This is a genomic window from Streptomyces sp. NPDC048370 (assembly GCF_043200825.1).
Taxonomy (GTDB): domain Bacteria; phylum Actinomycetota; class Actinomycetes; order Streptomycetales; family Streptomycetaceae; genus Streptomyces.
On the sequence record NZ_JBICYI010000001.1, the window covers coordinates 240,977 to 254,539 of the forward strand.

10 protein-coding genes are annotated in these 13,563 nt (G+C 72.6%); 6 read left to right on the plus strand and 4 right to left on the minus strand.

Annotated elements, in window-relative coordinates; translation table 11 throughout:
• Positions 1–221: 221 nt before the first annotated feature.
• The 4 genes from ACGFYP_RS01045 (at position 222) to ACGFYP_RS01060 (ending at position 3,615) form a co-directional block, all read left to right on the plus strand.
• The gene (locus ACGFYP_RS01045) at positions 222–1,244 is read left to right on the plus strand and encodes an ATP-binding cassette domain-containing protein (protein ID WP_393485170.1); all 1,023 of its coding nucleotides are present in this window, start codon (positions 222–224) and stop codon (positions 1,242–1,244) included.
• Entirely contained in the window at positions 1,244–2,035 is a 792-nt protein-coding gene (locus ACGFYP_RS01050; RefSeq protein WP_393485171.1) for an ABC transporter permease, read from the plus strand. Before ACGFYP_RS01045 ends, ACGFYP_RS01050 begins: the two co-directional genes overlap by 1 nt.
• 69 nt (positions 2,036–2,104) lie before the next feature.
• Positions 2,105–3,376, plus strand: a complete 1,272-nt coding sequence (locus tag ACGFYP_RS01055) for a cytochrome P450 (RefSeq protein WP_393485172.1) — start codon at positions 2,105–2,107, stop codon at positions 3,374–3,376.
• A 5-nt stretch (positions 3,377–3,381) separates the two neighbouring features.
• On the plus strand, positions 3,382–3,615 hold the full coding sequence (locus ACGFYP_RS01060) for a ferredoxin (protein WP_393485173.1): 234 nt from the start codon (positions 3,382–3,384) through the stop codon (positions 3,613–3,615).
• A 171-nt stretch (positions 3,616–3,786) separates the two neighbouring features.
• Here the strand turns inward: ACGFYP_RS01060 and ACGFYP_RS01065 are convergent, their stop codons facing one another.
• Together ACGFYP_RS01065 and ACGFYP_RS01070 are read right to left on the minus strand one after the other, a co-directional pair.
• Positions 3,787–4,890, minus strand: a complete 1,104-nt coding sequence (locus ACGFYP_RS01065) for a hypothetical protein (RefSeq protein ID WP_393485174.1) — start codon at positions 4,888–4,890, stop codon at positions 3,787–3,789.
• Positions 4,891–5,031: 141 nt separating this feature from the next.
• The gene (locus tag ACGFYP_RS01070) at positions 5,032–6,204 is read right to left on the minus strand and encodes a hypothetical protein (protein WP_393485175.1); all 1,173 of its coding nucleotides are present in this window, start codon (positions 6,202–6,204) and stop codon (positions 5,032–5,034) included.
• Between the two features lie 345 nt (positions 6,205–6,549).
• Between ACGFYP_RS01070 and ACGFYP_RS01075 the strand changes: the two genes are divergently transcribed.
• A complete protein-coding gene (locus ACGFYP_RS01075) occupies positions 6,550–10,017 on the plus strand; it encodes a hypothetical protein (RefSeq protein WP_393485176.1) in 3,468 nt (1,155 codons plus the stop codon).
• A gap of 47 nt (positions 10,018–10,064) precedes the next feature.
• Here the strand turns inward: ACGFYP_RS01075 and ACGFYP_RS01080 are convergent, their stop codons facing one another.
• On the minus strand, positions 10,065–11,054 hold the full coding sequence (locus ACGFYP_RS01080; protein ID WP_393485177.1) for a GlxA family transcriptional regulator: 990 nt from the start codon (positions 11,052–11,054) through the stop codon (positions 10,065–10,067).
• 72 nt (positions 11,055–11,126) lie between these two features.
• Between ACGFYP_RS01080 and ACGFYP_RS01085 the strand changes: the two genes are divergently transcribed.
• Complete coding sequence (locus ACGFYP_RS01085) at positions 11,127–12,443, plus strand: MFS transporter (RefSeq protein WP_393485178.1); 1,317 nt, start codon at positions 11,127–11,129, stop codon at positions 12,441–12,443.
• Between the two features lie 32 nt (positions 12,444–12,475).
• Here ACGFYP_RS01085 and ACGFYP_RS01090 read toward each other — a convergent pair whose 3' ends face one another.
• Positions 12,476–13,222: a class I SAM-dependent methyltransferase gene (locus tag ACGFYP_RS01090; RefSeq protein WP_393485179.1), complete on the minus strand. Its 747-nt coding sequence runs from the start codon at positions 13,220–13,222 to the stop codon at positions 12,476–12,478.
• Between the last annotated feature and the right edge of the window lie 341 nt (positions 13,223–13,563).

The window sequence follows — 13,563 nt, forward strand, 5'->3', positions numbered from 1 at the left end:
GACCCCGCGCACCCCTCTCACCTCACGGCCCCCTCGAACCTCTCGCGCCTCGCGGACTCCGCGGATCCACGTACCTGGCGGACCCCACGTACTTGGCGGACCCCGCGCACCTTGGCGTACCCCTCGCACCTTCGCGTACCCCGCGGAGCCGCGTACGCCGCGGACCCCGCGTACCCCCAACTCCCCTCCCGTCCCCTCCCCTCCCCTGAAGGGAAAGCGGCATGACTACCACCCAGACATCCGCGCCGATCGCCCCGCACGCGGCGGATGCGGCGATCACAGCCGTCGAGCTGCGAAAGTCCTACGGCGACAAGGTCGTGCTCGACGGCATCGACCTCAGCATCGCCGAAGGCACCGTCTTCGCCCTCCTCGGGCCGAACGGCGCCGGCAAGACCACCACCGTGGCGATCCTCTCCACACTCATCGACGCCGACGCGGGCGAGGCATGGGTCGCCGGCCGCCATCTGACCCGGGCCGCCGACGCGGTGCGCTCCGCGATCGGCGTCACCGGCCAGTTCTCGGCCGTCGACAACCTGCTGACCGCCGAGGAGAACCTGCTCCTCATGGCGGACCTGCACCATCTCGACCGCCGCGAGGGCAAGTTCCGGGCCAAGGACCTGCTACGCCGCTTCGACCTGTCCGACGTGGCGGACAAGACCGCCGTCACCTTCTCGGGCGGCATGCGGCGCAAGCTCGACCTGGCGATGACCCTGGTGGGCGACCCGCGGATCATCTTCCTCGACGAGCCCACCACCGGACTCGACCCGCGCAGTCGGCGCACCATGTGGGAGATCATCCGCGCTCTGGTCGCGGACGAGGGCGTGACCATCTTCCTGACGACCCAGTACCTCGAAGAGGCCGATCAACTCGCCGACCGTATAGCGGTGTTGGACCACGGCCGACTGATCGCCGAGGGAACGGCCGACGAGCTGAAGCAGCGGATCCCCGGCGGCCACATCCGGGTGCGGTTCGCCGACGCCCAGGCCCTCGACACAGCCGCGGGCATCTTCGGCGTCGCCACCCGCGACGACGAGTCCCTCACCCTCCAGATCCCGAGCGACGGCTCCATCCCGAACCTGCGCGCCGTCCTCGACACCCTGGAGGCCACCGACGTCCAGGCCGAGTCGCTCACGGTCCACACCCCCGACCTCGACGACGTCTTCCTGACCCTGACCGGCCCGCCCCGCCCCGCCGACGACGCCACCGCAGCCACCGCCACCGCGTCGACCGAGGAGAACGTCTGATGGCCACCATGTCCTACGCCCTCAGGGACTCCAGGACGATGCTGCGGCGCAACCTCAAGAAGGCCCTGCGCTACCCGTCCCTGACGCTCATGGTCGCCTTCATGCCGATCATGATGCTGCTGCTCTTCAACTACGCCTTCGGCTCCGCGCTGGGCGCCGGAATCAGCGAACTGCCCACCGGCAGCGGCGACTACATCGACTACCTGGCGCCCGGCATCATCCTGATGGCCGCCACCTCCGGGGCCCTGACGACCGCGATCAGCGTGTGCGTCGACAAGACCGAGGGCATCGTCAACCGCTTCCGTACGATGCCGATCTCGCGCGCCTCGTTCCTGACCGGGCATGTCGTCGGCAGCGTGATCCAGACGATGATCAGCATGACGCTCGTCATCGGCGTCGCCCTCCTGCTGGGCTTCCGCCCCAACGCGACGCCCGTCGAGTGGGTCGCCGCCGTGGGCCTGCTCACCCTGCTCACGCTCGCCCTCACCTGGCTCTCCGCCGCCATCGGCCTGGTCGCCAGGAACGTCGAGTCCGCGAGCAACATCCCGATGCCACTGACGTTCCTGCCGTTCATCGGCAGCGCCATCGTGCCGACGGACTCCATGCCCACAGGCCTGCGCTGGTTCGCGGAGTACCAGCCCTTCACCCCGATCATCGAGACCCTGCGCGGTCTGTGGCTCGGCACCGAGATCGGCTCCAGCGCCGTCATCGGCCTCGCCTGGACCGTGGGACTCACCCTGGTCGGTTTCCTGTGGGCGCGCCGCACCTTCAGGGCCGGCGGCAAGCGGTAACCGCCGCTCCCCTCAAGCCACTTCACAAGCAAGGCCATCGAAGCCCGTACGACGATCACAGGAGGACCCATGTCGAACGATCCGACGCCCGCCGACACCAACGCGACCAAGGCCGGCGAGGCGACCAAGGCGACCGACGCCACCACCGCCGATGAACTGCCCACCCTGCCCACCGACCGCCGATCCGGCTGCCCCTTCGACCCGCCGGCCGAGCTGACCGCCCTGGCCGACAAGCCGTTACGCCGCATGCGCTACGCGGACGGCCACATCGGCTGGCTGGTCACCGGCCACGCCGCGGCCCGTGCGATCCTGGCCGACCCCCGCTTCAGCTCACGTTACGAGCTCATGCACCTGCCGATGCCGATGGAGGGCGCGCCGGAGGAGATGCCGCCCGCGCAGGTCGGCGACATCGTCGGCCTCGACGCACCCGAGCACACCCGCTACCGACGCCTGCTCACCGGCAAGTTCACCGTCCGCAGGATGCGTCAACTGACCGAGCGCGTAGAGCAGTTCACTCAGGAGCGGCTGGACGCGATGGAGCAGACCGGGCCCACGGTCGACCTCGTCGAGGCGTTCGCGCAGCCGGTGCCCGCGCTCATGATCTGCGAGCTGCTCGGTGTGCCGTACGCCGACCGGGAACGCTTCCAGGGCCAGGTGGCGACGATCTTCGACCAGACGGCGGGTCCGGAGGCGATGGGCGAGGCCTACACGGCGCTGGTCCAGTACCTGAACGAACTGGTCATCGCCAAGCGCGCCGAACCGACCGACGACCTGCTCAGCGATCTGACCGCCTCCGACCTGACGGATGAGGAGCTGGCCGGAATCGGCGGCCTGCTCCTCGCCGCCGGGCTCGACACCACCGCGAACATGCTCGGCCTCGGCACCTTCGCCCTGCTGAGCAACCCGGACCAGCTCGCCGCGCTGCGCGCCGACCCGGACCTCGCCGAGCAGACCGTGGAGGAGCTGCTGCGCTACCTCAGCGTGGCCGACCCGCTGCCGCGCGCGGCCCTCCAGGACGTCGAGGTGGAGGGCCAACTCATCAGGGCCGGCGAGACGGTGACCATCTCCGTACAGGCCACCAACCGCGACCCGCACAAGTTCGCGGACCCCGACCGGCTCGACGTCCACCGCAGGGCCACCGGCCACCTGTCCTTCGGTCACGGCGCCCATCAGTGCCTGGGCCAGCAGCTCGCCCGCGTCGAGATGACCGTCGCGTTCCCGGCGCTCTTCGCCCGCTTCCCCACCCTGCGCCTCGCGGTGCCGCCGGAGGAGGTACCGCTGCGCGACCGCTCCAACATCTACGGTGTGATCAGCCTGCCTGTCACCTGGGACAAGGAGTAGCCCCCATGAGCGACCCACGAGAGCCGCTGCGCCTCAGCGTCGACCGCGACCGCTGCGCCGGCGCCGGAATGTGTGCGCTGACGGCCCCTGAGGTCTTCGACCAGGACGACGAGGAGGGCCTGGTGGTACTCCTCCACCCCGTCCCGGCTCCCGAACAGCGGGCCGCCGCCCGCATGGCCGCCGGCCTCTGCCCCGCCGAGGCCATCACCCTCGACTCCCCGGGCTCCAAGGACGCGTAGACAGCGCGCCCCCTCCCCCGGACCGAGAACCCGCACCGCACGCCGGTGGGGGCTCTCGTGTGTACGGCCCCGGGCGCTTGCGCCCCTCAACGACAACTCCGCTCTGATCGTCGACGCCGACAAAAGCGGCAGGAAGCTCAAACACGGCGCGGGCGCAGCACGGCTGACGGGCTAGAAGAGACCTGCGCGTCCGTACCGCATGAGATTGTCGAGGATCTCCCGCAGCCACTGGTCGCGTACGGCCGGAAGCCTGACCAGGGTGCGCTCGAAGGCTCGCGGGTCGGCCCGGAACAATCGATGGGGGCGCTGCGCGGGCGGATGGTCGCGGAGGACGCCGTCGGGCATGCCCCCCGTCGCAGGGTTGGGCAGGTTCGGCTCGGGGCGGTCCAGCCACAGCCAGACCCCGAACGGCAGCGGCACCAGGGGGACCGGTTCTTCTGCGCCGGCCGGGCTCCAGATCTCCGCCGTCTGCGGATGGACCGGCACCAGGAGGATGTCCGCGTCGGGGTCGGGCCGGCGCCCCGGTCCGGCCAGGGCGACGCGCCGCGCCGGTGGACCCGCGGGCAGCAGCGCGTCGAGGGCGCGTTGGAACACTTCCCCGATCAGACCGCCAGGGACCGTCACCGGCCGTCCTTCCGACGCCACCAGCACGTGGGCGAGGGCCTGTCCGACCGCCGCCTCCCACCGCGGGCTCCACGACCACCAGTACTCCGACCCCGGCCGCGACGCCCACGTGGTGATCGGCTCGAACGGCGGCGTGCCCTCCCCACTCGCCATCACCTCTGCCCAGGAGAGCGGTACGACCTCGGCACCGTCGACGGGGACGCGGCGTACGGCATCCGGGGCGAGCCACACCGCCTGCCAGAGCGAGCAGTCATCAACCCGGCTCGCCACAGGCAGTCCACACGACTCGCAGGCCATGTTGGGGCCGTCACCCCCGTCGAGGCCGCAGCAGTAGCCGCCCGCGTTCTCCGGGATCAGCAGGGTGCCACGAGCGTCGCCGGGGGCGATGACGACGGCACTCTTCGCCCCGTACGACAGTGCGAAGACCGACGCGTAGACCCCCCGTGCGACCGCCTCACCCGGAGGTATTTCCTCCCACCTCCGCCACGGCGGCCCCCAGGGCTCCGGATCCACGGCGAACGTGCCCGCTTCCATGAGCACCGGGAGCTGAATCCCGTTCCCGTACGACTGATGGGCGTGGGCCGGCAGAGCGACCTGGGACAACGGGGCAGTCAGCTCGGCGCCGCACCCCACACATACGAAAACGAACAAATGTCCTCCGCTGAGAAAAGCAGAGGCATCATCACAGCTGGACAGCGCCCGGGGCCAACCAATTTGAAGTGAACCATTTCGCAGCCGGCCAAAGGGACACGCTCCAGGCGCGTAGGCGAGCAGGCATTCCAGGTATCGCGCCTACCGGGCGTCGACGAGGGCGACGGCCTCGGCGAAGTCGGCGTACGCGGGCTCGAAGGTGCGGGCGGCGACCAGGAACATCGAGCGGTCCGTCAAGGCCCGGGCGAGGCGTGCGGGGTCGTCGGGCAGGCGGCGGGCGAGCGCCACGCCTTCGTCGAAGTACGGCTTGAACCGTTCCCCGAACCCATAGGGGTGGTCTCCTTCGCGGAGTGCCGCGCGGATGCTGATTCTGCGCTGGACGTCCACCAGTTCGGGCAGTCGTCCGGCCCTCCGCAGGCCCGCCGCCTTCGTTTCGAGCCCCGGCAGGGTGCCGAGGAAGGCATCCCGCGTGTCGCTCGACCATCTGAGGTCGGTGCCGAACGGCGGCATAGGGGACTCGGCGGTCGCAGCCGGTTCGTCGGCCCGCCCCGACAGGGTGAACAGAGTGACCCACCACCCGAGGATGCAGCTCCAGTTCTTCGGCTCGCCCGTCGTCGCCAGCTCCTCCAGGACGGTCAGGGCCTCCCGCCGGGTGGCCGCGGCGTCCGCCCAGCGTCCGGCGGCCTCTCGCATCCGGGAGAGGTGCACCAGCTCCCAGGTGAGGATGGCCAGCGCCGTGCGCTCCTCGGCTGCCTTGCGTCGGGTCTGGTCAAGGAGCTCGCCGAAGACGGCCGATGCCGCGTCGTGCAAGCCGGCGCCCTCCAGGTTCGCCGCCCACTCGACCATGTTCCAGAAGGAGTGCTCCGGTACGCCGTCCCGGGCTGCCTTCTCGTTGAGCTCCGCGGCCTCCCGAAACCGCCCCTCCTCGGCCAGGACGTTCGCCAACCGCCCGCTCTGTCCCGCCTCGGCCATTTGTTCGCAGGCCGCGCGCCCCTCGGGTCTGCGTCCGAGAGCGAACAGGGCCGCCTGGTAGGCATCCAGGGCCCTGCACAGCCGTTCCGCCCGGGTCGGCGCCCCGGCCTCGATCCTCCGCGCGGCCTCGACCGCCTCGGCTGTCAGCGTCAAGTCCACTTCCGGGTCCCGGCTGCGGTAGCTCATCAAGAGGAGCGCGTCGACCAGCTTCGGCAGATACGCTTTCGGGCTCACTTCCGCCAGAACCCGGTACGCGTGGACCTGTTCGAGCAGACGCAGCCGGCCGGAACCCAGTAGCAGCACCCGTGCCCGCAGCACCGCGTCGTGATCGATCTTTCCCATGTTCCCCCTGTTCTCCGGGTGATTCACGAAGGAGATTCTGGGAGTCGGGGAGCTGACCGGACAAGGCTCGCGAACTGTGCGTTCCGTCCTACGAAAAGCGGCCCTGACCTGTCATGATGGACATGCTTCGTACTAGTCCGCCGGGTGCGTGGCCGACAGCGACGGGAACCGCCCACCGAACGACACCCGACTTCGCCCAGCGGGGTCCGCATCGCGTCGATGTGTAGGTGAAGGTGGGTTGAGCTGGTGGCGAGGTCCACGGGGCCGGCTGCCCGCGGCCGTCGCCCGTCGCCCGGTCCGATAATCGCTGGGGTGCGCGCACGCCGTCAGGCACAATGCCACTCGATGATCTCCACTGCAGACGATCTGCTCGCCGTACTCGATCCCCTGCCGCACGCCGCCCGGCTCCGGTGCACCGCCGTCACCGCTCGCCGGTTCGCCGCCCGTGGCGAACTACGGCCCCTCCTCGCCGCTCTCGACGCGCTCGGCCCGTACGAGCGCCGTCTCGCCGCGCTTGCGGCCCTGACCGCCGGGGAGTTGGAGCATCTGGCGCCCCGGCTCGGCGACCCGGACCCGGTGGTACGACGGTACGCGCTGCGCGGCGCACGGCTGCTGCCCGTCCCCGACGCCGCCGTCGAGGCCGCTTACGACGACGCGCCCGCCGTGGTCCGCGCCGACCTCGCACGGCTGCTGCGCGACGGGCGGCGGCCCGCGCTCGCCGAGCGGCTCGCGCTCCGGGTGCGGAGCGAGTACGGCGACCAGGACGCGGCCCGTCTGCTGCCGGGCTGCTCGCCCGAGTTCACCGCGCGGATGCTGCCCGAACTCGCCAGGGCCATCGCGTACGAGGACTGGAGCACGCTGGCCGTACGCCATCCCCTCGCCGTCCTCGACCAGGCGGCACGGGAGCTCGGTGACCTCACCGAGCGGATGCGCGACACCTGGTGGAGGCGGCATGCCGCAGGAGTCGCCGCTGCCCTGCCCGCCGCGCCGGTGCGCGTGCTCGACCTGCTGGAGCGGTACGGCCCCGACAACCTGCCCGGTCCTGTGCACGACCGGTTGGGCGACCTCGTCGGGGCCGACGCCGAGCGCGTCGCGCGCTGGTTCGCCGACCCGGGTCGGGCGGCCGCGCGGTGGGAACGGACAGCCGGCCGGGCGGTCATGCGGAAGTTGGTGGCGGCGGACCCGCCGTCCCTGCCCAGGCTGGGGGCCCGTTGGTTCCACCGGGACGCCTTCGGTCTTCTGCTGCGTTCGATGCCACCCGCGCGCCGGGCCCGCTTCCTGGACGCCGTCGTCGCCGCGGGCGATCCCCGCAGGAACGTCCGCGCGCACGCAGGCGTCCTCGCCCTGCTGCCCGTCACCGAGCGGCACGCCCGGGCCCGGGCCGCGGTCGAGGCACTCCGCGCCGAGCGCGGGACGGGCTGGGACCTCTGGGGCCTGCTCGCCCTGCTGCCGCCCGCCGAGGCCCGCCCCGAACTCCTGGCCGCGCTCGCTACCGGCGACGCCGAGGATCGCGGGACGATCTGGGCCCTGCTGGCGGACAACGCGGGCCACACCCGTGATCCGGAGCAGGTCGCGGAGGTCCTCGCGCTGGCCGCAGGCCGACTGACCAACGAACGCGACCCCGTGCGCTGGGAGGCCCTGTCCTCCCTCGCCGACCTGCCGGCACCGCTGCTCGTGGCGGCCCTCGGCGTCGGCGCGACCGCCGGGGGCCGTACCGGGTCGGACTCGCTGGAGCAGCTGTGCCTGGACGCCCTGCGGGCCCGGGACTGCTCGTCCGCGACCCGCGACACCATCCGGACCTTGGCCGTGACGCTGCTCGCCGATGGTGCCGCCGCGCGGACCGCCGTACGCATCGTGGAGGCGTTGACCGCTCACACCGGCACGGTCGACTTCGGCGGCGGTCCGGGCGGCATTCTGCCGCGTGGCGGCGGGGCGAGCGCCGTGCTCGACGCACTCGGCCCGTGGCTGGACCGGGCCGCCGCCCGTGGGGACGTCGCGCCTCTGCTCGCGCTGGTCAGGTCCTGCGGACACCGCGCGTACGGGATCCCGGAACTGCAGAACCGTCTCGAACTGGCCCTGCGTAACTGCCCGGACGGGCTCTTCGGCGACGTCGCCGCGGCCTGGCTCGCCGACGGCGCGACCCGCGGTGAGCGTGTGGCCGAGCTGCTGGCACGGGAGCCCTCTGCCGTCTTCCTGCCTCCGGTGCTCGCCGTACTCGCCGCGGAGCGCACCGACCTGCTGGACCGCGCGCTGCCCGAGAACGCACCCCCGGGCGGCCGGTTCCCGGTGGCCGGCACGCACCGTCCCCTGCCTCCCTTCCGGTACGCCGACCGGTGGCTGCCCCGGCAGCAGCGGGCCGCTGTCAGGCTGGCCGAGGCCGTCATCGCCGATCCCGGGCGGGGTCTCGACGAACGTGCCGCGCTGCTCCGTGCGGTGGCCCCTGTGCCGGAGCACGGGCGGGCCCTGCTCCAGCGGTACAGCACCTCCGCACCGACCGCAGCCGGACCCGAGTCCGCGGCGGGATCCCCGACGGGACCCCCGGCGGGCCATGCCGAGTCCGCTCTCACGACGGCCGCTCTGGACGCGGCCGCCCACACGGACGACCCGGCCTCGGCCCTCGGCGCCCTGCTCGACCACGCCGGCGACGAACGGGCGGGGGCCGCCTGGTCCACGGCCGGCCGCGCCGCCGCCCACGCCAGGCCCAGCCAGGTCGCGGCCCTGCTCAGTGACGTCCTGACCCGCGAGAGCGGGGTGAAGGTCACCGTCCGGAAGGCGGCCGCCCGGCTCGCCGCCCGCCATCTGCCCCAGGGCGCCGCAACCGCGCTGCTGGCCACGGTGGGCCGTACGCCGGGTGTCCACCCGGATGTGCGCGCCACCGTCGTCGGGCTGGCCACGACTCTGCTGCCGGCGGAGGAGATGTGGTCCCTGCTCGAGTCGGCGACCGCCGACGGGCCGGCTGCCGCCTGGGGCGCGCTGCTGGACGTGAACCCGGCGGATCTGGACCCGGGCCATCGGTCGCGGTACGGGGAGCTCGTCGCCCGGCTGCCCTTCGTCGCCAAGGAACAGACCGCGGACCATGCCCTGTTCCGCCTCCGTGACTGGGCGCGGTACACGCCCGCGGCCGGTGCGGCCCTTGCGGACATCTACACCGACCTCGCCTCGCCGCTGAGTGTCGGACGCGTGAGTTACGCGATCATGGAGGTGGCCCAGTCGGGACTGCCGCACCCGATCGGTGGCGTGGAGCCCGGCAGCCTTCTGCGCGACATCGTGGACCGACTTCTGGCGCACATCGCGGCCGGCGAACCGGAGGGCGGCGGCGGGCGCGGTGGGGATCTCCCGGCACGCCGTCGCCTGGAGTCCCTCATCGGTTCGTCGATCCGGGACCACCGGACATGCGCCGCCCTGGCCGAGCGGCTGGCGGCCGAGCCGGCGGTCACGGCCGCCCGCACCACCCTCCTCGTACGGGCGATCGACCTGGAGGCAGGTGAGCCCGAACTGCTGTTCTCGCTCCGCGAGTTGACCGCCGCGATCGAGGGCCGGCCCGTCCTCGCGGTCCGGGTGGCCGAAGATCTGGAGGAAGCGCACCGGTACGGCAGCCCGCTCGCCGAGCCCACCGCCGTTCTCGCCGCGGTCCGTGCCCTCGGTGGCCACGGCGGTCTCGGGGAGGGCCTCCTCGCCGTCGCCCTGGCCACGGCCATCGGCGGCCGTCAGAGCTGGCCGGACACCTGCCGCGCCACCGTCGTCGAACTGCGCCGTCACCCGGAGCAGGAGGTCCGGGAGGCGGCGTACGCCACGACTTTGGGCGGCAGCTGAGCCCGCCGGTGCCCCGACCCGGCCTTCCCCTGCCCCCTGCCCCCTGCCTATCCGGCCCTCTCGGCGCGGAAGGCGCGTCGGTAGGCGGCGGGTGTGGTGCGCAGGGCTTCGTGGAAGCGTCGGCGCAGGTTTACGGCGGAGGAGAGGCCGACCCTGCGCGCGATGGTCTCGACGGGCAGGTCGGTCTCCTCAAGGAGCGCCCGGGTGGCGGCGATCCGCCGGTCAAGGAGCCAGCGTCCCGGGCTGATGCCCAGTTGCTCGGTGAAGCGCCGGGTCAGCGTGCGGGCCGAGACCTGGGAGCGGACCGCCATGTCGGCGACGCTGACCGGCTGGTCGAGGCGGCCGGCCAGCCACTCCAGGAGCGGGGCCAGCGAGTCGGCGACAGGACCGGACGTGGGCAGTTCGGCGTACTGCAGCTGGCAGCCCTCGCGGTGCGGCGGCATCACCAACTGCCGGGCGACCCGCATCGCGTATGCGGCGCCCTGGTCGGAGCTCACCAGGTGCAGGCAGAGGTCGACGCCGGCCGCCGATCCGGCGCTGGTGGCGACGTCGCCGTGGTCCACGTAGAGCACTGCGGGGTCTACCCGGACCTGGGGGAAGCGGGCGGCCAGCTCGGCGGCCCGGGCCCAGTGGGTGGCGGCCCGCCTGCCGTCCAGCAGCCCGGCGGCGGCGAGCACGAAGGCGCCCGAGCAGAGGCCGACGATCCGCGCGCCGCGCCGGTGCGCCGTGCGGACGGCCGCGACCACCGCCGGCGGCGCCTCGGTGCCGACCGGCTGCTGCCAGCCGGGGACCAGCACGGTGTCCGCGCGCTCCAGCGCGTCCAGGCCCGCCGCGACCAGGAGGTCGTAGCCGGCCTGGGAGCGTACCGGGCCCGGCTGCTCGGTGCAGACCTCAAAGACGTACCGGGCGGGGATCGCCGGCTCGTGGTCGCCGAACACCTCGGTCGCGCAGGCCAGCGGGAAGGTCGCCTGCGGAGGCTGCAGCAGGGCCACCACCCGGTGCGGCGCTGGGGACTTCAGCAGCGAACGAGGCGTCATGGCGCGAAAGTACCCCATCATGTCGTTCAGGACACTGGGGATGAATGATTGGTCCAAACCAATATCAGTGCTGTGACCACCTCGCAGACCCACACGCACACCGCAACCGATCCGCCCACCGATCCGCCGGCCGCCCGGCCTCCCGCACGGCCCGCGTTGTGGGACCGGCGCTTCACGCTCTTCTTCACCGCCCGCACGATCTCGCTGGTGGGCGACGCGATGATGCCGGTGGCCGCCGCGCTCGCCGTCGGCGCGCTGTACGGGATCTCCGGGGTCGGCTACGTCCTCGGCACCTGGACCGGGACCTTCGTCGTCCTGGTCCTGTTCGGCGGGGTGTTCGCCGATCGGTTCGGCGCGCGCCGGATGATGGTCGGCGCGGACCTCGTCCGGGTACTCACCCAAGGTGTGCTGGCCCTCGCGTTCTTCGCCGGGACCCCGCCGTTCTGGCTCCTGGTGACCATGGCGGCCCTGGCCGGAGCCGCCGTCGCGATGTTCCTGCCCGGGGCGAACGGCATGGTCCCGCTGGTGGCCGACGAGCCGCAGCGCGCCAACGCCACGCTGAAGGTGGCCGACGCGCTCGCCCACCTGGTCGGCCCGGCCCTGGCGGGGCTGCTGATCGCGATGACCGGCGCCGGGACCGTGTACGCGATCGATGCCGGCACCTTCCTGCTCAGCGCCCTCTGCCTGGCGCTCGTCCGGCTCGCCCCGTCCGACGCCGACTCCTCGGCCCGTACCGGCAGTTCACTCCGTCGGGACCTGCGCCAGGGCTGGCAGGAGTTCCGCGCGCGCACCTGGATGTGGTCGGTGATCCTGATCTGGGTGGGCTTCGGCGTGCTGCTCTTCGGCCCGCTGGTACCGCTCAGCTCGGCGCTGATCGGCGACCGACTCGGCCCGAACGCCTACGGACTCGCGGTCTCCTTCCTCGGCGTAGGAACCGTGCTCGGCGGCCTGCTGGCACTGCGGCTGCGCCCGGCCAGGCCGCTGGCGGCCGGCGCCGCGGCGATGGCGCTGTACACCCTGCTGCCGCTCAGCGTGGCGCTGGGCGGCGGCCTGCCGGTGCTGCTGGCCGGTCACGTCATCGGCGGCGGCGCCTTGGCGTTCTGGTCGGTGATGTGGGCGACCAGCGTGCAGACCCACACCCCGCCCGCAGTCCTCAACCGGGTCTCGGCGTACGAGTTGGCCGGCTCGGTGTCCGGCATCGCGCTCGGCCAGATCCTGGCCGGCCCGGCCATCGCGCTCGCCTCCCCGGGGCGGCTGCTGCTGGTGTCGGCGGGCACCTGCCTGGCGGGCTGCGTGGCGCTGCTCGCGATCCTGGCGATCCGCACCCTCCGCCGCGCCGCTCCTGCTACGGAGAGCGGCAAGCAGCCCGCGACACCGGCCGCCGGCTGAGCCTGCCGCTTTCGCAGGGGGCGGGCGGAGGCTCAGCGCAGTCGGCGCGCGCGGAGCACCAGGTCGTCGGTGTGGTGCGCGCCGGCGCCACCGTCGGGCAGGACGCGTGGCCGTTCTTCGTCGACCTCCACCTCCCAGTCGTCGTCGAGCAGGGCGGCGACCATCGAGGGCCAGACGTAGTCGGCCGGGTCGAAGCCGCTCTCGTCCGGCTGCTGGGTGTCCATGCCCGCGTGGTGGACGAGCAGCAGTACACCGCCGGGCGCGACGGCCGCGAGCAGCGCGCGTTCGGCTGCGGCGTCGGGGGTGCGCAGCAGGGCCGGGTACTGCGCGGAGACCAGGTCGAAGGAGGCCGGTGGGAGCGCGGCCCGCGTCAGCTCGGCGTGTACCCAGCGAACGGCCAGGCCGGCGTCCCGCGCGTGCCCTGCCGCCCGCTCCAGCGCGACCCCCGACACTTCGAGCGCGGTCACGTCCCAGCCGCCGCGCGCGAGCCAGACGGCGTCAGCGCCCTCGCCGCAGCCGACGTCGAGCACGCGCCCCGGTGCCAGTCCGGCGACCTCGGCCACCAACGCACCGTTGGGCCGGCCGCTCCACAGCTGGTGCCGGTCTGCGTACCGGCTGTCCCACTCCGCCCGCACGGCGGGGTCTCCGCTGTATGCGCTGTGTCCGCCGTGTCCGCCGTGTCCGCCGTCTCCGCCGTATCCACCGTCTCCGCTGGATCCGCCGGCAGGCGAGGGGGCGTCGGCAGCCGCGGGCAGTCCTTTTGCGATGTCGTCTGTCATTCATCCACCGTCGCCGAAGCGGCCCCGGCCACGCCACTCCTGTTGCCGATCCGGCAAATCGGCGTCCATCGATCCCTTGACCTGCGTGGAACCAGCAACTACGTTGCGGGTCAACGTCGGCCCGAAATCGACCGAGAGGAGGCGACCAGCGGATGTACACCAGCTCTGATCTGAGTCGCCTCGCCCACACCACGGTCTGGGTTCCGGGTCGTATCGCGCACGGCTGCTGACACGCCGTTCTGATGTGCCGGCGCCACGGGCGGCGATCGCCCTTCCGTCGCACATTCCGAGCTTCCCCTTCACCACTTCCTGTTCCTGGCACGTCGCTGTCGCGTGCCGCT

Excerpts from the sequence above, each read along its gene's own strand:
- ACGFYP_RS01050 (WP_393485171.1), top strand. The coding sequence starts at position 1,244 with ATGGCCACCATGTCCTACGCCCTCAGGGACTCCAGGACGATGCTGCGG.
- ACGFYP_RS01075 (WP_393485176.1), top strand. The coding sequence starts at position 6,550 with ATGATCTCCACTGCAGACGATCTGCTCGCCGTACTCGATCCCCTGCCG.
- ACGFYP_RS01055 (WP_393485172.1), top strand. The coding sequence starts at position 2,105 with ATGTCGAACGATCCGACGCCCGCCGACACCAACGCGACCAAGGCCGGC.
- ACGFYP_RS01045 (WP_393485170.1), top strand. The coding sequence starts at position 222 with ATGACTACCACCCAGACATCCGCGCCGATCGCCCCGCACGCGGCGGAT.
- ACGFYP_RS01070 (WP_393485175.1), bottom strand. The coding sequence starts at position 6,204 with ATGGGAAAGATCGATCACGACGCGGTGCTGCGGGCACGGGTGCTGCTA.
- ACGFYP_RS01080 (WP_393485177.1), bottom strand. The coding sequence starts at position 11,054 with ATGACGCCTCGTTCGCTGCTGAAGTCCCCAGCGCCGCACCGGGTGGTG.
- ACGFYP_RS01060 (WP_393485173.1), top strand. The coding sequence starts at position 3,382 with ATGAGCGACCCACGAGAGCCGCTGCGCCTCAGCGTCGACCGCGACCGC.
- ACGFYP_RS01090 (WP_393485179.1), bottom strand. The coding sequence starts at position 13,222 with ATGACAGACGACATCGCAAAAGGACTGCCCGCGGCTGCCGACGCCCCC.